The 19,751-nt window shown below is 68.3% G+C and carries 14 protein-coding genes and 1 tRNA gene; 8 read left to right on the top strand and 7 right to left on the bottom strand.

Annotation, left to right across the window (positions count from 1 at the left end):
* Nucleotides 1-236 precede the first annotated feature (236 nt).
* Nucleotides 237-310: transfer RNA gene (locus tag ACVWWN_RS39610), tRNA-Gly, on the bottom strand.
* Nucleotides 311-368: 58 nt separating this feature from the next.
* On the opposite strand from ACVWWN_RS39610, the gene dcd reads away from it, so the two are divergent.
* From dcd to ACVWWN_RS39590, 4 genes are all read left to right on the top strand, one after another.
* Nucleotides 369-941, top strand: coding sequence for a dCTP deaminase (dcd, locus tag ACVWWN_RS39605; RefSeq protein ID WP_457148756.1), 573 nt, complete (start codon nt 369-371; stop codon nt 939-941).
* Nucleotides 942-961: 20 nt separating this feature from the next.
* The gene (locus ACVWWN_RS39600; protein WP_457148755.1) at nt 962-2,281 is read left to right on the top strand and encodes an ammonium transporter; all 1,320 of its coding nucleotides are present in this window, start codon (nt 962-964) and stop codon (nt 2,279-2,281) included.
* A gap of 243 nt (nt 2,282-2,524) precedes the next feature.
* Nucleotides 2,525-4,168 (top strand): DUF7159 family protein, encoded by a 1,644-nt coding sequence (locus ACVWWN_RS39595; RefSeq protein ID WP_457148754.1) that lies wholly within the window; start codon nt 2,525-2,527, stop codon nt 4,166-4,168.
* Between the two features lie 82 nt (nt 4,169-4,250).
* Complete coding sequence (locus ACVWWN_RS39590; protein WP_457148753.1) at nt 4,251-5,600, top strand: UDP-glucose dehydrogenase family protein; 1,350 nt, start codon at nt 4,251-4,253, stop codon at nt 5,598-5,600.
* Here ACVWWN_RS39590 and ACVWWN_RS39585 read toward each other — a convergent pair.
* Nucleotides 5,578-6,198, bottom strand: coding sequence for a TetR/AcrR family transcriptional regulator (locus tag ACVWWN_RS39585; protein ID WP_457148752.1), 621 nt, complete (start codon nt 6,196-6,198; stop codon nt 5,578-5,580). The two genes, ACVWWN_RS39590 and ACVWWN_RS39585, sit on opposite strands and share 23 nt — an antisense overlap.
* A 67-nt stretch (nt 6,199-6,265) precedes the next feature.
* Here ACVWWN_RS39585 and ACVWWN_RS39580 point away from each other — a divergent pair, with 67 nt between their 5' ends.
* The 4 genes from ACVWWN_RS39580 to rfbA are packed head-to-tail and all read left to right on the top strand — an operon-like array spanning nt 6,266 to nt 9,597.
* Nucleotides 6,266-7,582 carry a cytochrome P450 gene (locus tag ACVWWN_RS39580; protein ID WP_457148751.1) on the top strand — a complete coding sequence of 439 codons (1,317 nt, stop codon included), beginning with the start codon at nt 6,266-6,268 and terminating at the stop codon, nt 7,580-7,582.
* Between the two features lies 1 nt (nt 7,583).
* Nucleotides 7,584-8,336 carry a maleylpyruvate isomerase family mycothiol-dependent enzyme gene (locus tag ACVWWN_RS39575; protein WP_457148750.1) on the top strand — a complete coding sequence of 251 codons (753 nt, stop codon included), beginning with the start codon at nt 7,584-7,586 and terminating at the stop codon, nt 8,334-8,336.
* Nucleotides 8,337-8,353: 17 nt separating this feature from the next.
* Entirely contained in the window at nt 8,354-8,731 is a 378-nt protein-coding gene (locus tag ACVWWN_RS39570) for a nuclear transport factor 2 family protein (RefSeq protein ID WP_457148749.1), read from the top strand.
* Complete coding sequence (rfbA, locus tag ACVWWN_RS39565) at nt 8,731-9,597, top strand: glucose-1-phosphate thymidylyltransferase RfbA (RefSeq protein ID WP_457148748.1); 867 nt, start codon at nt 8,731-8,733, stop codon at nt 9,595-9,597. Before ACVWWN_RS39570 ends, rfbA begins: the two co-directional genes overlap by 1 nt.
* Here the strand turns inward: rfbA and ACVWWN_RS39560 are convergent.
* From ACVWWN_RS39560 to iniR, 5 genes are all read right to left on the bottom strand, one after another.
* Nucleotides 9,548-10,819 carry a YibE/F family protein gene (locus tag ACVWWN_RS39560; protein WP_457148747.1) on the bottom strand — a complete coding sequence of 424 codons (1,272 nt, stop codon included), beginning with the start codon at nt 10,817-10,819 and terminating at the stop codon, nt 9,548-9,550. The two genes, rfbA and ACVWWN_RS39560, sit on opposite strands and share 50 nt — an antisense overlap.
* 31 nt (nt 10,820-10,850) lie before the next feature.
* Nucleotides 10,851-12,125, bottom strand: coding sequence for a pyridoxal phosphate-dependent aminotransferase (locus tag ACVWWN_RS39555; RefSeq protein ID WP_457148746.1), 1,275 nt, complete (start codon nt 12,123-12,125; stop codon nt 10,851-10,853).
* A 38-nt stretch (nt 12,126-12,163) separates the two neighbouring features.
* The gene (locus ACVWWN_RS39550) at nt 12,164-15,274 is read right to left on the bottom strand and encodes a heterodisulfide reductase-related iron-sulfur binding cluster (protein WP_457148745.1); all 3,111 of its coding nucleotides are present in this window, start codon (nt 15,272-15,274) and stop codon (nt 12,164-12,166) included.
* A 126-nt stretch (nt 15,275-15,400) separates the two neighbouring features.
* Entirely contained in the window at nt 15,401-17,080 is a 1,680-nt protein-coding gene (locus tag ACVWWN_RS39545) for an Hsp70 family protein (protein WP_457148744.1), read from the bottom strand.
* A gap of 140 nt (nt 17,081-17,220) precedes the next feature.
* Nucleotides 17,221-19,749, bottom strand: a complete 2,529-nt coding sequence (iniR, locus tag ACVWWN_RS39540) for an isoniazid response ATPase/transcriptional regulator IniR (RefSeq protein WP_457148743.1) — start codon at nt 19,747-19,749, stop codon at nt 17,221-17,223.
* Nucleotides 19,750-19,751 lie beyond the last annotated feature (2 nt).

The raw sequence follows: 19,751 nt of genomic DNA, 5'->3' as shown, positions 1-19,751 counted from the left end.
GCGCGACCGCCGAACGGCTCATGACCGCCACGGCGGTCACGGAGTCCCCTCACTCGCAACGGCACTTGCCAGGACGAAGATATAGCCAGTGGGGCCACCTGAGCGCAGAAACTCTGAGGTGGGCGCGAATCGGCTAGCAAACTGCCTTCCGGCGATGGCAGCGTTACGACCGCGTCACGTGTGGGTGTACTAACATTTTTTCGGCGCCCGTAAGTTGCCGTTTAGCCGCGGTTTCGTGGAGCCGATGACGGGAATCGAACCCGCGTATTCAGCTTGGGAAGCTGATGTTCTGCCATTGAACTACATCGGCCTGACTGGCTGATCCCAGTGAACACGAAGGCTAACACCTCACCGGCTACGCTCGTCGCGTGCTGCTCTCCGATCGCGACATTCGTGCCGAAATCAAAGCCGGGCGGCTGGGCATCGACCCGCACGACCCCGATCTGGTGCAGCCATCGAGCGTCGATGTCCGTCTGGACAACCTGTTCCGCGTCTTCAACAACACCCGCTACACCCACATCGACCCTGCGACCCGGCAGGACGACCTCACCACGCTCGTCGAGCCCAAAGAGGGCGAGCCGTTCGTGCTGCACCCCGGCGAGTTCGTGCTCGGGTCCACGCTGGAGCGGTGCACGCTGCCCGACGATCTCGCCGGTCGCCTCGAAGGCAAGTCGTCGCTGGGACGTCTCGGCCTGTTGACGCATTCCACCGCGGGCTTCATCGACCCGGGCTTCACCGGCCACATCACCCTCGAGTTGTCGAACGTCGCCAACCTGCCGATCACGCTCTGGCCCGGGATGAAGATCGGTCAGCTGTGCCTGCTCCGACTGACCAGCCCCGCCGAGCATCCCTACGGCAGCGCCCGGGTCGGCTCGAAGTACCAGGGCCAGCGCGGCCCGACGCCCTCGCGCTCGTATCAAAACTTCATCAAGTCCAGCTGACCCGGGCAAGGGAGCCTGAAGTGCCAGTCATCGATCCTGCCCTCACCGCCTGGCTGCTCGCGAGCACCGCACTCGTCCTGCTCATGACGCCCGGCCTGGCCATCTTCTACGGCGGGATGGTGCGCACCACGGGCGTGCTCAACATGATCATGATGAGCTTCATCTCGATTCCGCTGGTCACCGTCGCCTGGCTGCTCGTCGGCTACACGCTGGCTTTTTCCGAGGACAGCGGTGGTGGGCTGATCGGCAACCTCACCCACTTTGGGATGCTCGGCATCGACCCGGGCACCGCGCGCGGGCCGGTTCCCGAACTGCTCTTCGCCACTTTTCAACTCGGCTTCGCAATCGTCACCGCCGCACTGGTCAGCGGCGCGATCGCCGACCGCGCCAAATTCGCGGCCTGGATGGTCTTCGTCCCGGTGTGGACGGTGACGGTCTACGCCGTAGTCGCCCACTGGGTGTGGGCCCCTGACGGCTGGCTCTTCGAGTTCGGCGCCCTCGACTACGCGGGTGGCCTGGTGGTCGAGATCGTCTCCGGCATGTCCGCACTGGCGCTGGCTCTGGTGCTCGGCCCGCGGATCGGTTTCAAGAAAGACGCGATGCGGCCGCACAACCTGCCCTTCGTGCTGCTGGGGGTCGGCCTGCTGTGGTTCGGTTGGTTCGGCTTCAACGCCGGCTCGGCGCTGGCCGCCAACGGAATGGCCTCGGCCGTGTTTTTGAACACGTTGGTGGCCGGGTGCCTCGGCATGCTCGGATGGCTCACCGTCGAACAGGTCCGCGACGGTAAGCCGACGACGTTCGGCGCCGCCTCCGGTGTGGTCGCCGGCCTGGTGGCGATCACACCGTCCTGCGGAACTGTGAACACCCTCGGAGCCGCGGCCGTTGGACTCGCCGCCGGGATCGTGTGCTCCTTCGCCGTCGGGGCGAAGTTCCGGTTCGGCTATGACGATTCCCTGGACGTCGTCGGCGTGCACTTCGTCGGCGGTGTCGTCGGGGTGCTGCTCATCGGGCTGCTGGCGACTCGGGCGATGACCGGGGGTGCGAGCGGCCTCTTCTACGGCGGCGGCTTCGCACAATTGGGCAAGCAGGCGCTGGGCGCGCTGGTGGTGGGCACCTACGCCTTCGCCGTGTCCTATGTACTGGGCAAGGTGATCGACCACACCGTCGGTTTCCGTCTCAGCGCCGAGGACGAGACGTCCGGCGTCGACTTCACCCAACACGCCGAGACCGCCTACGCCGAGGGCGTGCACGGCCATCAGCCGTTGCGCCGCCCGTCGTTGCTCGGTGAGCTGGGAGCGCCCCGCCCCCGACCGAAGCCCGCCGGAGGAACCGACTCCTGAGCATCGTCCCGGGAATGTGAACCGCGCGGCGCCCGTTGTCGTTAACCCGGGTAAGGTTCTTCTTACCGGCGCCGGCGAGCACTTGAACCGTCGCGGTCCGGCCAGAGCTTCAGCGCCATCAGCTAACACCGTTTGATGTAACGCCACTGCTGTCAGCGCCGATGAAGTCTCTAGTAGCCGGCTCGTACGGGATGAGTGCCCATCGGTGGCCCCGAACACGTAGCAAACATTTTGGAGGGTGGAGTGGACATCGTATTAGGTGTGTCGATGACACCTACGACGGTCCGCATGGTGCTGGTCGAGGGGGAGAAGGCCGACGGGAAAACCGTCGACCACGATGCATTCGACATCGCGTCCGTCGAAGGCCCGCAAACATTTAGTGCGGCAGACCAAGTGATCTCCGCCGTCCTCGGCACCAAGGAGAGTGCCGAAGCCGGCGGCCATCACCTCAAATCAATCGGCGTCACGTGGAGTGACCACACCGAGGCGTCCGCGCTGCGCGACGCGCTGACCGCCCGTGGCATCGACGACGTGATGCTCATCGCGGAGGGCCATGCCGCCGCAGCCCTGGCTCAGGCCGTGGGCCGAGCGGTCGGCTACGACACCACCGCCCTGTTCTTCATCGACCGCGACAACGCGACCCTGTCGGTGGTGCAGACCGACGACGGCTCCGTCGTCAAGGTGCTCAGCCGCACCCTGCACAGCGCCGACGCGATGGCCGTGCTCAGCGAGATGGCCGCGGCAGTCGACGAGCAGGATTCGCCGCCGCAGGGGATGTTCGTCGTCGGGTCCGGCGTCGACGTCAGTTCGGTGAAGGCGCACCTCGAGCACCTCGTCCGCATTCCGGTCAGTGCGCCCGAGGAGCCGGGGCTGGCCCTGGCCCGCGGTGCGGCGCTGGCATCGGCCAACGCGCCCGCGTTCGAGGCGACCACCGTCGGCCTGGCCTACTCGCAGGATCCCGACGGCACGACCGCCGGTAACGCCTATCGCGGCCTTGCGTTCGCGGATACCCAGATGGCACCCGCAGGCGGCGCGGACGCGCTGCTCGACGACTACGCTCCGCAGACCGACGAGGAACCGATCGACGAGGGACGCAAACCCTTCCTGCTGGTCGGCAGCGCGTTGACGTCGATCTTCGTCGTGGGCGTTGTCGCGCTGGTCATTTCGCTGGCGATCAGCATCCGTCCCACCGCCGACCAACGGCCCAGCCCCGGTCAGAGTGCGATCGTGCCGAGCAGCCAGGCGCCGGCCGCCGCACCGCCGGCACAGGAGGCCCAGCAGCCGGTTCCGCCGCCCGCGCCGCCGCCGGAGACGATCAAGGCACCCGTGCCCGTCGCCGTGCAGGAAGCGCCGCCACAGGCGCCGGCGCCGCGACAGGTCGTCGTCGAGCAGGCGCCCCCTCCGCAGGCAGCACCGGCCCCGGCGCCCGAGGCGCCGGCTCCCGCTCCGCCGCCGGATGCGCCCCCGCCTGCGCTGCCCCCGCCGGCCTGGGTCCCGCCGGTCGTGCTTCCGCCGCCGGTGGTCGTACTGCCACGCCCGCAGAATCCGTGGAACCCGTGGCAGCCGCCGCAGCAGAACCCGCCGTGGAATCCGTGGCCCCAACAGCCACAGCTGCCACAACAGGAGCCGGACGAACCCGACTTCCCGCAGCAGCCACCGTGGCAGCAGTGGCCGGGTGGCGGTTCGGGCGGCGGCTCGGAGTCGGGCGGTCACGGGGGTAACGGAGGCCATGATGGCTTCCCCGGTAACGGTGGCGGTTCGGGTGGCTTCCCGGGCTTCGGTGGCGGTTCTGACCACGGCCCCGGCGGCGGTCGCGGCGGGGGCGGCGGAGGTGGCGGCGGCGGAGGAGGCTGCTTCCTGATCTTCTGCAGCGGCGGCCACCGCTAGGAACACGGTTCGTCACCTACCGTTGGTCTGCTGCTCAGTGTCGCGTAGCAGTTAGCTCATCGCGGCTGCATATAGAAGCAGTATGCGATGCACCGTCTTCGGAACGGGTTACCTCGGAGCCACACATGCGGCCGGGATGGCCGAACTCGGACACGACGTTGTCGGCGTCGACATCGACCCGGGTAAGGTCGCGAAACTGGCGGCCGGCGACATCCCGTTCTACGAGCCGGGCTTGCGAAAGATGTTGAGCGACAACCTCGCGGCCGGCAGGTTGCGCTTCACCACCGACTATGACGACGCTGCTGAGTTCGCCGATGTGCACTTCCTCGGCGTCGGAACTCCGCAGAAGAAGGGCGAGTACGGCGCCGACCTGCGTCATGTGCACGCTGTCATCGACACGCTGGTGCCCCGGCTGGGCCGGTCCGCCGTCATCGTCGGCAAGTCGACAGTCCCCGTCGGAACCGCCGCTGAACTGGTCCACCGGGCCCAGAGGCTGGCGCGCGACGGTGTCGACGTGGAGATCGCCTGGAACCCCGAGTTTCTCCGGGAGGGTTACGCGGTCAACGACACCCTGCACCCCGATCGCATCGTGATTGGTGTGCAGAAGGATTCGGCGCGGGCCGAAGCGGCGATCAGAGAGCTCTACGCACCGCTGCTCACGGAGGGCGTGCCCTTCCTGGTGACCGACCTGCAGACCGCCGAACTGGTGAAGGTGTCCGCGAACGCGTTTCTGGCCACCAAGATCTCGTTCATCAACGCGATCTCGGAGGTATGCGAGGCGGCCGACGCAGACGTCACGTTGTTGGCGGACGCGCTGGGGTACGACCCGCGGATCGGTCGTCGCTTCCTCAACGCCGGCCTGGGCTTCGGCGGGGGCTGCCTGCCCAAGGACATTCGCGCCTTCATGGCCCGCGCAGGCGAGCTGGGCGCCAACCATGCGCTGACCTTCCTGCGAGAGGTCGACAGCATCAACATGCGGCGCCGATCCCGGATGGTCGAGCTGGCCGGCACGGCCTGCGGCGGGTCGCTGCTCGGCGCCAACATCGCCGTGCTCGGCGCGGCATTCAAGCCGGAATCCGACGACGTCCGCGACTCGCCCGCGCTGAACGTGGCGGGCATGCTGCAGCTCAACGGCGCGACGGTCAACGTGTACGACCCCAAGGCGATAGAGAACTCGCGTCGGCTGTTCCCGACCCTGAACTACTCGACCTCGGTCGTCGAAGCCTGTGAGCGAGCCGATGCCGTGCTGGTGCTCACCGAGTGGCGCGAGTTCGTCGAGCTCGACCCCGACGACCTTGCCGACACGGTGCGCGCCAAAGTCATTGTGGACGGTCGCAATTGCCTGGACGTTCAGCGATGGTCCCGATCCGGCTGGCGGCTGTACGCGCTGGGCAAAAGCGCGCAGCGCATCAGTCGGCAGATGCCTGCCTGAGCATTCCGTCGAAGCCCTGCCACAACAGCATGAAGACGAGCTCGACCACGCGCTCGCGCGGCACGTCGCGGTGTTCGTACCACCAGCGGGCAACACCGTCGGTGGCCGATTGTGTCGCGCGGGCGAGAATCCACGAAGCGTCGTCGAGCGTTATGCCGTGGACCGACTTGGCCTTTCCCGCGCCGAACTTGATGAGATCGGCGATGCTGGCGGTGCCTTGATCGGCAATGTCCCGGTAGACGGCCGCGATGTCGGCGTCCGCCGGGGGATCCTGATGCAGGACGCGCCAGATGAACGGATCCTTTTCGACGAACTCGAAGTAGTTCGCAATGCCGGCGCGGACCAACTCCTCGACCGTGGCGCCCTCCAGCCGTCGCAGTGAGCGCTCCCTGAGCTGCTGGGCATGCTGCTCGAGAAGTGTCACGTGCAGTTCGCGCTTGGACGCGAAGTGGTCGTACAGGACCGAGGGCACGACACCCGCCTGCGCGGCGATGTCCGACATCTTCGCCCCGGCGTAGCCGCGGTCGGCAAACACCTCGACCGCCGCGTCGAGAATGCGAATCCGCCGCTCCTCGGCCGGTATCCGCTTCCTTGCCATACCGAATAGTAATTCGGTACGCTGTCGACGACTTACCGAACCGCAATTCGGTTGTATGGAGTCCGACATGCATGGTCCCGTTGGACAACGAATCCGATGGATGGCCATCCACGGCGTCATCCGCGGCATTTCAAAACTTCTGGCGCGCCGCGGCGACCCCCAGGGCCGGCTGATCGCCGATCCCGCCGTGCGAGCCAAACCGGTCGAGTTCACCGAGGAACTCCGCGCACTGGGTCCGATCGTCCGATGCCGCGCCATCTACATGACCGTCGAGCATCAGGTCGCCTTCGACCTGCTGCGGTCCGACGACTTCCGCGTCATCGCGATGGGGTCCAACCTGCCCAAACCCCTGCAGTGGGTGGCAGATCGCACCAAGCCCGATCTGCTGCACCCGCTCGAGGCGCCGTCCATGCTGTCGGTCGAGCCGCCCGACCACACCCGCTACCGCAAGCTGGTGTCGTCGGTGTTCACCACCCGCGCAGTCGCCGCGCTGCGTGATCGGGTGCAGGACACCGCGAATGCGCTTCTCGACGACCTTGATGGCGCGGACACGGTGGATGTGGTCGATCGTTACTGTTCGGAGCTTCCCGTCGCCGTGATCAGCGACATTCTCGGCGTGCCGGACGACGCGCGGCCGCTCATCCTGGAGTTCGGTGAACTGGGTGCGGCCAGCCTGGACATCGGACTGACGTGGCGGCAGTACCGGCAGGTCTACCGCGGCATCGAGGGATTCAACCGGTGGCTGGGCGAGCATCTGCAGCAGCTGCGGCGCCACCCGGGCGACGATCTGCTCAGCCAGCTGATCCAGGCCTCGGACCAGGGCGCACTTCTCGACGACCGGGAGCTGCTCGCCACCGCGGGGCTCGTGTTGGCTGCCGGCTTCGAGACCACGGTCAATCTGCTGGGCAACGGGATCCGGATGCTGCTCGACAACCCGGAACACATCCAGACGTTGGCGGCCCGACCCGAGCTGTGGCCGAACACCGTCGAGGAGATCCTGCGACTGGACTCGCCGGTGCAGCTCAGCGCGCGGATGGCCCGCAACGATGTCGAGGTCGCGGGCACGCGGATCCGTCGCGGCGAGGGCGTAATCCTCTATCTGGCCGGCGCGAACCGCGACCCCAAGGTCTTCACCGACCCGCACCGGTTCGACATCGAACGCGACAACGCCGGCAAGCACCTGTCGTTCTCCGGGGGCAGGCACTTCTGCCTCGGTGCGGCGCTGGCCCGCGCCGAGGGCGAGGTCGGCCTGCGGACGTTCTTCGAACGCTTTCCGGGCGCCCGGCTGGCCGGCGATGGCAGCCGGCGCGACACCCGGGTGCTGCGCGGCTGGTCCTCTCTACCGATCACGCTTGGCACGGCGCGCACCGCGGTAAGTTCATGAGGTGGATTTCCGAGCGGCACTGCTCGACCAGACCCGGGAGTTCGGGGACCTGATCGGCAGCGCAGATGCGTCAACCCCGGTGCCGACCTGTCCCGAATGGACACTGCGACAGCTGTTCCGCCACGTCGGGCGTGGAAACCGCTGGGCGGCACAGATCATCGCCGAGCGCCGGACGGAGACGCTGGACCCCCGTGAGGTTCGCGACGGTAAGCCGCCGGATGATCCGGACGGCGCCACCGATTGGCTCAACGGCGGTGTGCAGCTCATCCTCGACGCCGTCGACCGCGTCGGCCCTCAAACCCCGGTGTGGACGTTTCTCGGTCCGCGGGCCGCCGGCTGGTGGATCCGCCGCCGCCTGCACGAAGCCACCGTGCATCGCGCCGACGCGGCGATGGCGCTCGGCGTGGATTACGAGCTCTCGCCGGAGTTGGCCGCCGACGCCATCAGCGAGTGGATCGAGCGGGTTTCCGTGGAGGCCAAGCCGCACTCTCCGCCGCTCGATCGGGGGCGGACGGTGCATCTGCACGCCACCGACGACGGGCTGGGCCCGACCGGCGAGTGGACCATCACCAGCGACGAGCACGACGGCATCTCCTGGTCCCACGACCACGGCAAGGGCGATGTCGCGCTGCGCGGGCCGGCGAAAGACCTGCTGCTGGCTGTCGTGCGCCGGGCAACGGTCGCCGAATCGGGCATCGAGATGTTCGGCGATGCCGCGGTCTGGGACAGCTGGCTCGCGCGCACGCCCTTCTGAGTGGCATCCTTCCGACCATGACGACTTCGGAGATCGCGACCGTCCTCGCCTGGCACGACGCACTGAACGACCAGGACTTCGACACGCTGGTGAGCCTGTCCAGCGACGACGTCGAGGTGGGTGATGCGAGCGGTGCCGCGCAGGGGCACGCCGCGCTGCTCGACTGGGCCCGCTCCGCGGGCATCACGGCCGAACCGCGCCGGATCTATGTGCACGACGGCGTCGTCGTCGTCGAACAGCAGGTCACGTCCGCCACGACCCCCGGGATGGGCACGGCTACCGCGGCGTCGGCGTTCCGCGTCGTGCACGACCACATCACGTCGGTGTTCCGCCACGACGACCTGGCCTCCGCGCTCGCCGCGACCGAGCTGACCGAGAAAGATCTCGTGAACTGATGCGCGGAATCATCCTGGCCGGCGGTTCGGGCACCCGCCTGCACCCGATCACGATCGGCGTCAGCAAGCAATTGCTGCCGGTCTACGACAAGCCACTCATCTACTACCCGCTGTCGACGTTGATGATGGCCGGGATCCGCGACATCCTGATCATCAGCACCGCCAGCGATGCGCCGGCGTTTCACCGACTGCTCGGAGACGGCTCGGCGCTCGGCGTCAACATCACCTACGCGGTGCAGGATCGGCCCGATGGGCTGGCTCAGGCGTTCGTGATCGGCGCCCAGCACATCGGGACCGGCTCCGTGGCATTGGCGCTCGGCGATAACGTGTTCTACGGCCACAGCCTCGGCACCGCACTGCGGCGCTTCCAAACCATCGATGGCGGAGCGATTTTCGCGTACTGGGTGGCCAATCCCTCGGCCTACGGTGTCGTCGAGTTCTCCGATGACGGCGTCGCGCTGTCGATCGAGGAAAAGCCCATCACCCCGAAGTCGAACTACGCCGTGCCGGGTCTGTACTTCTACGACAACGACGTGATCGAGATCGCCCGGTCGTTGCGCCCGTCGGCGCGAGGTGAGTACGAGATCACCGACGTCAACCTGACCTACCTCAATGCGGGCAGGCTGATCGTCGAGACACTCGACCGCGGGACCGCCTGGCTGGACACCGGGACCGTCGACAGTCTGCTCGACGCAAGCGATTTCGTGCGCACCATCGAACGGCGGCAAGGGCTGAAGATCGGGGTGCCCGAAGAGGTGGCCTGGCGGATGGGGTTCATCGACGACGAGCAGTTGGCGGCCCGCGGGCAGAAGTTGCTCAAGTCCGGCTATGGCGACTACCTGTTGCAACTGATCGACCGTGGCTGACCGGGGTGGCCAGCACCGCGGCGATCGCGGTGGTGAGCGGCACCGACAGAGCCAGCGCGATACCGCCGACGGCCGAGCGCGCGATCTCGATGGCCACACTCTCACTGGTCAACACGTCCCCCAGAGTCCGATTGGCGACGCTGAACAGCAACAGGAGCGGTAGCGCGCTGCCGGCGTACGCCAGCACCAGGGTGTACACGGTGCTGGCGATGTGGTCGCGGCCCACCCGCATGGCGCCGAGGAAGATGGCGCGGCGCGAGCTGCCGTCGCCCAGTTCGGCCAGTTCGAAGACGGTCGACGCCTGTGTCACCGTGACGTCATTGAGCACGCCGAGCGAACCGATGATGAAGCCCGCCAGCAGCAGGCCGGTGATCGACACGTTGCCCAGGTAGGCGGCGACCTCGTTGTTCTGGTCCTCCGAAAGCCCGGTCAGATGCGCGAGTGCTATTGCGGCCCAGGACAACAGTGCCGCGAGCAGGAGTGAGGCCAGAGTGCCGAGGAGTGCTGCACTGGTACGCAGGCTGACCCCGTGCGCGAGATAGATCACCGCGTACAGGATCGCCGCCGACGCCACCAGCGAGACCGGGATCGCCGCCGCCCCTTCGCGAAGCGCGGGCAGCAGGAAGACCACCAGTACCGCGAAGGCAACGACGATCCCGACCAGGGCCCGCAGCCCACGCCACCGGGCGACGGCCACCACCACGACGGCGAACGCCGCCGCCATGGCGGCCAGCGGCCACGTCCGTTCGAAGTCGTAGAACGCATACGAGGTAGCGCCTGCCTGGTCGACCTGACGGCTGAGGCGGACGTGGTCGCCGACGGCGAGGCTGGGCTGTCCCGGGCCGGGGCTGAACTCGAGCAGGGTGTTGGCGCCCTTGTTGGGTCCGGAGTCGATGGCCACCGTGGTCTGGATGCACTGGGCCCGGTCGCCCGGCGCCTGCACTGGATCGGCGGTCAGCACCGCGCCCGCCGACGGACTGCCGCAGACCGCGGCGCTGCTGGACAGCACGTGGCCGGATTCGGTGGTCACCGCGCCGCCCGCGGCGTTCTGGAAGGGTAGCGGGATGTCGACCCGCTGCTCGCTGGGCCACAGCCACGCCGCGCCGGCAAGCGCCGCCACCCCGATCGCGATGAGGAGGCCGACGACGACCTTGGCCGCCAACGGGCCGAGCGGAGCGGGACCGCCACTCGGGGAATGCGAATGCGCGTGCGAGTGCGTCACCCGCAACAGGGTAGAGGCTGCGGCTGGCCGGCTACTGGCGGTAACCGGCCAGGAAGTTGCCCAGCCGTTCGATCGCGTTGACGAGGTCACGCGCCCACGGCAGCGTCACGAGGCGCAGGTGGTCGGGCGTCGGCCAGTTGAAGCCGGTGCCCTGGGTGACCAGGATCTTCTCCTGCAACAGCAGGTCGAGCACCAGTTGCTCGTCGTCGTGGATCTCGTGGACCTCGGGGTCCAGCCGTGGGAAGGCGTACAGCGCGCCCTCCGGCTTCACGCAGGAGACCCCGGGGATGTCGTTGAGCGCGGACCAGGCCACATCGCGCTGCTCGAGCAGCCGTCCGCCGGGCAGCACCAGGTCGTCGATGCTCTGGTGGCCGCCGAGCGCCACCTGGATCGCGTGCTGGGCAGGGACGTTCGGGCACAACCGCATGTTGGCCAGCAGGCTGATGCCCTCGATGAAGCTGCTCGCGTGCTCCTTCGGGCCGGTGATGACGAGCCACCCCGACCGGTAGCCCGCGACCCGGTAGGCCTTGGACAGGCCGTTGTAGGTCAGCGTCAGCACGTCCGGCGCGACGGAGGCCATGCTGATGTGCTTGGCGTCGTCGTAGAGAATCTTGTCGTAGATCTCGTCGGCGAGCAGCAGCAGTTGATGCGTACGCGCCAATTCGGCAATCTGCTCGAGCATTTCGCGGGAGTAGACCGCCCCGGTCGGGTTGTTCGGATTGATCACCACCAGCGCCTTGGTGCGTTCGGTGATCTTCGACTCTAGGTCGGCGATGTCGGGCTGCCACCCCTGGGTCTCGTCACACAGGTAATGCACCGGCGTCCCGCCGGCGAGCGACGTGGACGCCGTCCACAGCGGATAGTCGGGCGCGGGGATCAGCACCTGGTCGCCGTTGTCGAGCAGCGCCTGCAGCGTCATCGTGATGAGCTCGGAAACCCCGTTGCCCAGGTAGACGTCGTCGACGTCGAATCGCGGGAAGCCCTCGACCAATTCGTACCGCGTGAACACCGCGCGCCGGGCGGCCTGGATGCCCTTGGAGTCGGAGTAGCCCTGCGCATTCGGTAGCGCCGCGATGATGTCGCGCATGATGACGTCGGGCGCCTCGAAGCCGAAAGGCGCGGGGTTGCCGATGTTCAGCTTGAGGATACGGTGGCCCTCGGCCTCCAAGCGCGACGCATGCTCGTGCACCGGGCCCCGGATCTCGTACAGGACGTCCTGCAGTTTGGACGACTGCGTGAACGTGCGCTGCCGCGGATGATGGCCGGTGCTGTGCCACGGCAGCTGATGCGTACTCACGTCATCCATGATCGCATTGCTGTCGACCGATTTTGCTGAGTCGCCCGTTAACGCTTACCCGGCGGACGGGCGCCCTTGGCGATGCCGAGTCCCTTCACCGGTGGCGCGGGGGTCTCGCCGTTACCCTCCGCGGAAGTCTCAGGCGCAGCACTGGATTCACCGTTCGGTTGCGCTTCGGCTTGTTGGGCAGGAGCTTTCGCAGCGGGCGGGGCCGATTTCCTGGCTCCCGGCCGCCGTGCGCCCGGTGCGATACCGAGTCCCTTGACCTCGGGTGCGGGGCTTGCGGGCTCCGGCTTTGCGGGCTCGGGTGCCTCGGGTTCGGGCGCCGGTGCCGGTGCAGGCTCGGGGACCGCCTGCTTGGCCGGCGCTTTCTTGGCACCCGGGCGCCTGGCACCAGCGGCGATGCCGAGTCCCTTGACCTCCGGCTCGGCCTTCGGCGTCTCGGCCGCCGGAGCCTGCGCCGCCGGCGTCTCGGCCGCCGGAGCGGCGGAGGTCGCCTTCTTGGCGCCCGGACGCTTGGCGCCTGCGGCGATGCCGAGTCCCTTGACCTCGGGTTCGGGTTTAAGTGTCTCCGCCGCCGCTTCCGTCGCCGCGGGGGCCGCCGTCTTCTTGGCGCCGGGACGCTTGGCGCCAGCCGCGATGCCCAACCCCTTGGCGGGCGGCGCAGGCGCCTGTTGGGGAGCAGCGGCCGCCGCTTCCGTCGCAGCGGGCGCCGCCGTCTTCTTGGTGCCGGGACGCTTGGCGCCGCCGGCGATGCCGAGTCCCTTGACCGGCGCAGCGGCCGCCGGCTTATCGGCGGCCGGTGCAGCGGGCTCCGGCACATCCTCGGGCTCGGCTTCATCGGGAGCCACGACAGCGGGGGTGGACGCCTCGACCCGGGCCGCGCGTTCCTCGGATTCCCTTGCAGCAGTTCCCTTCTCGGGCAGAGTGACCGAGCTCGTGTCGAGCGAGCCCAGCAGCAGCTGGGCCACGTCGAGCACCTCGGCCTTGGGCACGTCGTTGGCTGCGGCGACGTCATCGACACCGTCGGTGATCATCACGCGGCAGAACGGGCAGCCGGTGGCGATCTTGGACGCGCCGGTGTCCAGCGCCTCCTCGACGCGCTCGTGGTTGACGCGCTTTCCGATGTGCTCTTCCATCCACATGCGCGCACCACCGGCGCCGCAGCACAGGCCGCGGTCAGCGTGGCGCGGCATCTCGGTCAGCTTGGCCCGTGAAGCCTCGATGAGCTCACGCGGCGCCTCGTAGACCTTGTTGTGCCGGCCCAGGTAACAGGGGTCGTGGTAGGTGACTTCCTCACCACCGCCGACCGGCTTGACGGGCACCAGCTTCTTGTCGCGGATCAGCCGGTTCAAGAGCTGCGTGTGGTGCAGCACCGTGTAGTTGCCACCCACCTGCGGGTACTCGCGACCCAGCGTGTTGAAGCAGTGCGGGCACGTGACGACGACCTTGCGGTCCACCCGCTCGACACCGGAGAACAGATCGTTCAGGGTCTCCACGTTCTGTGCGGCCAGTTGCTGGAAGAGAAACTCGTTGCCGGAGCGGCGGGCCGAGTCGCCGTTGCACGTCTCGCCCTCGCCGAGCACCAGATACTTGACCCCGGCGATGGCCAGCAGCTCGGCCACGGCCTTGGTGGTCTTCTTCGCGCGATCCTCGTAGGCGCCCGCACAACCCACCCAGAACAGGTACTCATAACCCTCGAAGGACTCGACGTCCTTGCCGTAGACCGGCACGTCGAAGTCGACCTCGTCGATCCAGTTGGTGCGATCCTTGGAGTTCTGGCCCCACGGATTGCCTTTGGCCTCGAGGTTTTTGAACAGCACACCGAGCTCGGAGGGGAACTCGGATTCCATCATCACCTGGTAGCGGCGCATGTCGACGATGTGATCGATGTGCTCGATGTCGACCGGACACTGCTCGACGCACGCGCCGCATGTGGTGCAGGACCACAATACGTCGGGGTCGATCACGCCCTTCTGCTCGGCGGTGCCGACCAGCGGGCGGGTGGCCTGATCGGGACCGGAGCCGAGAACCCTTCCGAAGCCCGACTCCGGGACGTGGTGTTCTTCAGCGTGCTTCTCCCCGCGAAGTTCCTCGCCCGCGCCACCCTCAGGGGTGTTCTCCAGCGGGGTTTCCTTGTCGCCCAGGATGTATGGCGCCTTGGCGAACATGTGGTCGCGCAGGTCCATGATCACGAGCTTGGGTGACAGCGGCTTCCCGGTGTTCCAGGCAGGGCACTGCGACTGGCAGCGGCCGCACTCCGTGCACGTGGTGAAGTCGAGATAACCCTTCCAGGTGAAGTCCTCGATCTTGCCGCGGCCCAGCACCGCGTCCTCGGCAGGATCCTCGAAGTCGATGGGCACGCCCTTCGACTCCACCGGAAGCAGCGGTCCGAGGGCGTTCGGCAGCCGCTTGAACGTCACGTTGATGGGCGCGAGGCCGATGTGCAGGTGCTTGGAGTGCAGCACGATCAGGAGGAAGACCAGCATGACGCCGATGTGCAGCAACAGCGCGACGGTCTCGATGATCTCGTTGGCATGGCTGCCCAGCGGCGAGAGCACCGCCCCCATGCCGTGCGAGAAGAAGGCGCCCCAGCCGTAGGGGAGGTTCTCGTTGACCACCGACGACCCGCGGAACAGCGCGTAGGTCCAGATGACGTTGAAGATCATGAAGAGGATCAGCCACGCGCCGCCGGTGTGTGAACCGTAGAAGCGCGAGTCGCGGCCGTATTCCTTGGGCTCCGAGCGCAGCCGGATCACCGCGAAGGTCGCAATGCCGAGCAGCACCGCGAGAGCGAAGAAGTCCTGCAGGAAGCCCAGGGCGTCCCAGTGGCCGACGAACGGGATGGCGAACTTCGGGTCGAACAGCACGCCGTAGGCCTCGAGGTAGACGCTGGCAAGGATGAAGAAGCCCCACATCGTGAAGAAGTGCGCGATGCCAGGAATCGACCAGCGCAGCAGCCGGGTTTGCCCGAAGACCTCCTTGAACTGCGTGGTGATGCGGGTGTCGAGGTGATCCTTGCGGCCGTGCTCGTCGCTGGTTTTCTGGCCCGAGCGGATCAGGTTGGTCAGCCACAGGACGCGCTTGGCGGCGAACACCAGCACGACGGCTGTCATCAGTAGCCCGACGATGAGCCTGATCAGCGTCTGCGTATCCACGGCGTGCCTCCCGGTTCCCAAGTTACCCAAGGGTAACTTATCGGATGTTACTCGCCAGTAACTTTAGCTCGATACCGGCTCATAGTGGCATCCTGTGGGGAAATGTCGCTACGAAGGGTGCCCTAACTAACTTCCGGCGGCCGGCGCGGCATCTGCGTTGCCCGTGCCGGTATCACCGTTGCCCGCACCGGGGTCGATGGGCGGTACCGGTGGGTCCTGCGGGGTCTTCGGGGCTTCCCAGGGCGGGGTCCACGTCGGCGGTGTCCACGGAGATGTCCAGAGCGGAGGTGTCCACGGCGGCGGCGTCGTCGGATCCGCCGCCGGGGGCTCGGGCGCGGGCGGTGGCGGCGCCTGCGTGGTCACCGGCGCCTGCGTCCACGGCCGCGGTGCGGGCGTGAAGCGTGTGACCGGTTGCTGGACGACGACGGTGGTGACGTGGGAGGCCTGCGGCGCCGGGGGAGTTGGGAGAGGTGCCGACGCCGCAGGCGCGGGGGAAATGGTCGAGGGGGCCGTCGAGAGAGTGGAGGTGTCGGTGGCGGTGGTGGCCGCTTCGACCGGGGTGGTGGTGGTGTCGCTGACCAACGTGATGCCGAACACCGTGGCGGCGATGGCGGCGGCGAGCGCGGACAGTCCGAAGAGCACCAGCGGGGCGCGCCGGGGCGTCTGTTCGCTCGCCTGCCACTCCTCGTGCCGGAACACCACCTCCGGTCGGCCGTCGGCCGGCTGCTCGTAGAAGCCGGTCGCGTCCGTCTCATCGGACCACGCCAGGGTGACGGCGGTCGGTACCGCGATTCCGGGGGCCGGAGTCAACGTGGTGGGGACATCGACGATCCGACCGCGCTGGGCGATCAACGCCGCGCCCTCCGCAGCGGTGAGCTGGGGGTGCGGGGTGGTGACCACGGGTGCGCGCAGATGTTCGGAGAGGCGAAGGGTGACCAGCGGAATGCGCGCACCGCCACCGATCGTCGCGACGGCCGTCACCCCGGCCGCCGGAACACCGGTGTGCTGGAGCGTATCGTCCAGCGCCGCGATGAACTCCGCGAGTGGAGCGGCCAGCAGGTCCTCGAGTTCGGTGCGGGTGACCCGAATGTCGACGCGCCGCCCTGGCAGGTCGGCGCCGATCGCGGTGGCCGTCTCCGCGGACAGCCGCTCCTTGGCGCCGCGACATTCCTCGCGCAACCGGACGAGCGAGCCCACCATCGCGGTGCCCGACGGGTCTGCGTGCGCGGCCTCGCCGAGTCCGGCGACGACGTGCCGCAGCAGCGCCTGGTCGATTTCGTCGCCGGAGAAGTCGGGCAGGCGGACCGTTTCACCGATGCGGGCGAGGTCGGCTCCGGCGTCGGCGAGGGTGATGCTCGTGCCGCTACCGCCGAAGTCGCACAGCACGATCACGCCGTTCGTCGGCAGACCGGGGTTCGCCCGCAGGGCCGTCAGGGCGGCGATGGCGTCCGACATCACCGGGAGTCCGTCCGGCAGGCAGCGGCGCAGCGCGTCGAATATCGGCGCGGGCCAGTGCGCCGGGACCGCGATCGCCGTGGCCGCCACCGGCTTGCCGTCGGTCGCCGCTTGCGCCGTCGCGTCCAGCGCCCCGGCAAGCAACCGTCCGGGCTGATGCCGGGATCCATCGTGGGCAACCAGCGGCACCGGATCGCCGACCCGGTCGACGAAGCCGGTCAGTCGGTGCCCCCGCACGCTGATCTCCGAGGGCCGGACGACCGCGGATTGCCCGTCCCGGGTGCCCGCCAGGTTCGTCGCACCGACCGACAGGCCGAGCCAATGGCCACAGGTGGCGTGCAGATCGGACATCGGACACCTCGCAGATCGGGAACGAATATGACTGCGAATGACCGTATGGCGAACGTCGTGACCGCAAATCCGGTGCAGGTCCCGTCACGAAAAGCGGGCAGTAGGGGAAATCGATTAGGGGATGCGTCGCTGTAGGGGGATCAGCCTTGTGGCGCAAGGAGGGCGCGCAGCATCGACAGCATCTCCGAGCGGGACTCGGCGCCGAGACGCCGCCTGATCCGCGCGACATGGTGTTCGACGGTCTTGGCGGAGATGAACAGCTGACTGCCGATGTCCCGGTAGGGCATGCCGAGCAGCAGGAGTTCGGCAACCTCGCGCTCCCGATCGGACAACCGTGACGACATGGGCCGCGACGGGCCGGCGCTGGGCGTCGTGGCGGCCGCGTGTTCCGTTCCGGGGGCCTCGTCCACCGCAACGGTCTGCTTCAGGTCCCTCGCGAGTTGCAGCATCGCCCCGGACACCCGGCCGTCGGGCGTCTGGAGCGCGGCCTGGCCGGCCAGTCGCGTGGCATCGGCCGTCAGCCCGAATTGCGACAGGCCCCGTGCTGCCGCGGTGACCTCGTCGACGTCGACGTGGTTGGCCAGCACGCGAAGCCAGCTGCGGCCGGCGTTGGCCAGCACCCTGGCAAATGCGCTCTCGCCCGCGGCGGCGGTCAGCGCCTGGCCGTGCGGCGCCACCGCTTCAGGTGAATTCGCCAGAATCCCGGCGTGCACACCCGCCCAGTGCAATGGCAGCGACCACAGCACGGGATTGCCGAGCGAGTCCAGCAGAGCGAACGCCTCGGCGAGAGTGTGCTGCAGTCGATCCACCTGGCGCAGCCGCGCCGCAGCCACCCACAGTTCACCCAGCGGCAGGAGTGCGAAGAGATCCATCGAGTACTCGGCGAGCACCTCCATCGCCGCGTACCAATGCTTCTGCACTGCGCCGCTGTCGCCGCTGCGCCTGCCGATCGCCGTCTGCAGGGCCGCTGCCCACAGCGCGTCGCGACGGTGCAGTGTCGAATCCGCCGATCCGACCGCCGCAGCCACATCGGAGGTCGCTGCGGGCAACTGCCCGTCCTGCATCCTGACCCAGCCCAGCAGCAGCCGGTGCCGGTGCACGACGAAGAGCTCGTCATCGGCTCCGCTGCGCACCGCGCGGCCGATCACACTTCTGGCACGCACGGGGTCGCCGCCGTGCAAAGCGGCCAGCGTCACCAAGGCGGCCGGGGTATCGGGGGCGACGCCGGCCGGCTGCTGCTCGGCGGTGATCGACTGGCCGAGCCGGGCCACCGCGACCGGGAACGGTTGGTCGAGGGACAGCAGCAACCCTTCGGCGAGGCTGCGGGCCGCGCGCGCGGTCGACGTCGGTGGGCCCAGGCTCTCCGCGCTCAGTGCCGTCCGGGCGGCCTGGAGATCACCCGCGGCGACGGCGACGATCGCGCCTGCGGCGCTGACGAACGAGTCGGGGTAGGGGCCGAGCCAGCGAAACAGGTCGGCGGCCTGGGCGGCACTGCCGTCGTGTACGGCGATGCTCGCCGAGATGCGCACGGCGGCAGCGCGTTCGGCATGGTCTTCGGAGGCCAGCAGCTCGTCGGCCAGCCGGCCTGCGGTGGCGCAGTCGCCGGTCAGCGCCAGCGCATCGGCCAGCCGCGCGGACAGCGCTGTCGCGCCCGCGTCCGCCGCGGCACGGTACAGCCGCGCCGCCTTGGCGGGGTGGTCCCGGCTGCGGGCGGCCAGCTCAGTCAGGGCGGTGGCGAGCCGGTCGTCACGAAGGCCGTGCTCCGCCATGCGCAGCGCGAGATCTGTTGACAGAGTTGATGATTCGATCTGCGATACCAGCAATGAAATCTCGACGTCGTGATGCCGGGCGGCCCCGATGATCTGGGCGATGCAGTGATGTACGGAATGCAGGAACGACTGGTGATGGGAGGGCTCGAGCAGTCCGCTGGCTCTGGCACGGTCGACGAGCGTCTGCGCCTCATCGGCGCCCAGTCGCAGCGCCGCGGCGATGTCGTCGGGCCCGAGGTCGGTGCTCAGCGACGAGACGAGCAGCGCATCGAGCACGGGTTCGTCCAGCCGGCGAAGCCGGTCGATCAGCGCGAACGTCGCGGCCGAAACCACAGCCGCGGCAGCGGATTCGCTGTCCGACGAGCCGGCTGCGGCGATCGCGGGCCGCAACAGGAACGGTAGCCCCGCCGTCGCCGGCATCAGGGACTTGACGACATCCGAAGGCGGTGCAGCGCTGAGTATTTCGGCGGCGACCCGGCCGACGTCGGACGGCTTCAAGGCGCTCAACGCCACCACGGGGTTCTCGCGTTCGATGGCCGTGGTCAACGCGCGCAGCGCCGCGCGATGGACCAGGGGTTCGGTGGCAACGACGACGGTCGACCCGGGATCGCCGACACGTTCGAGGAGTCGACCGAGTTCGTCGTCACCGAGCAGGTGCGCATCGTCGATGACGACCGCGGCGCAAGGGTCATCGCCGTCGCGGGGCGGTCGGGTCAGCAGCGCCATGCCGGCGCCGCGCAGTGCGGAACGGACGGTGGCGAGAACGGAACTCTTACCGGTGCCAATGCCTCCGGAGACCAGGATCTTGACCGGCACGGCTGGGTCGTCGCACAGCGCTGCGACGGCGGCACGCGCGGCGGGCGGGATGTCGGCCAACGGATCCGGTGCCGGGCTCGCCATGG

Source organism: Mycobacterium sp. URHB0021, assembly GCF_054057895.1.
This window is presented reverse-complemented; position numbering and strand designations above follow the sequence as displayed.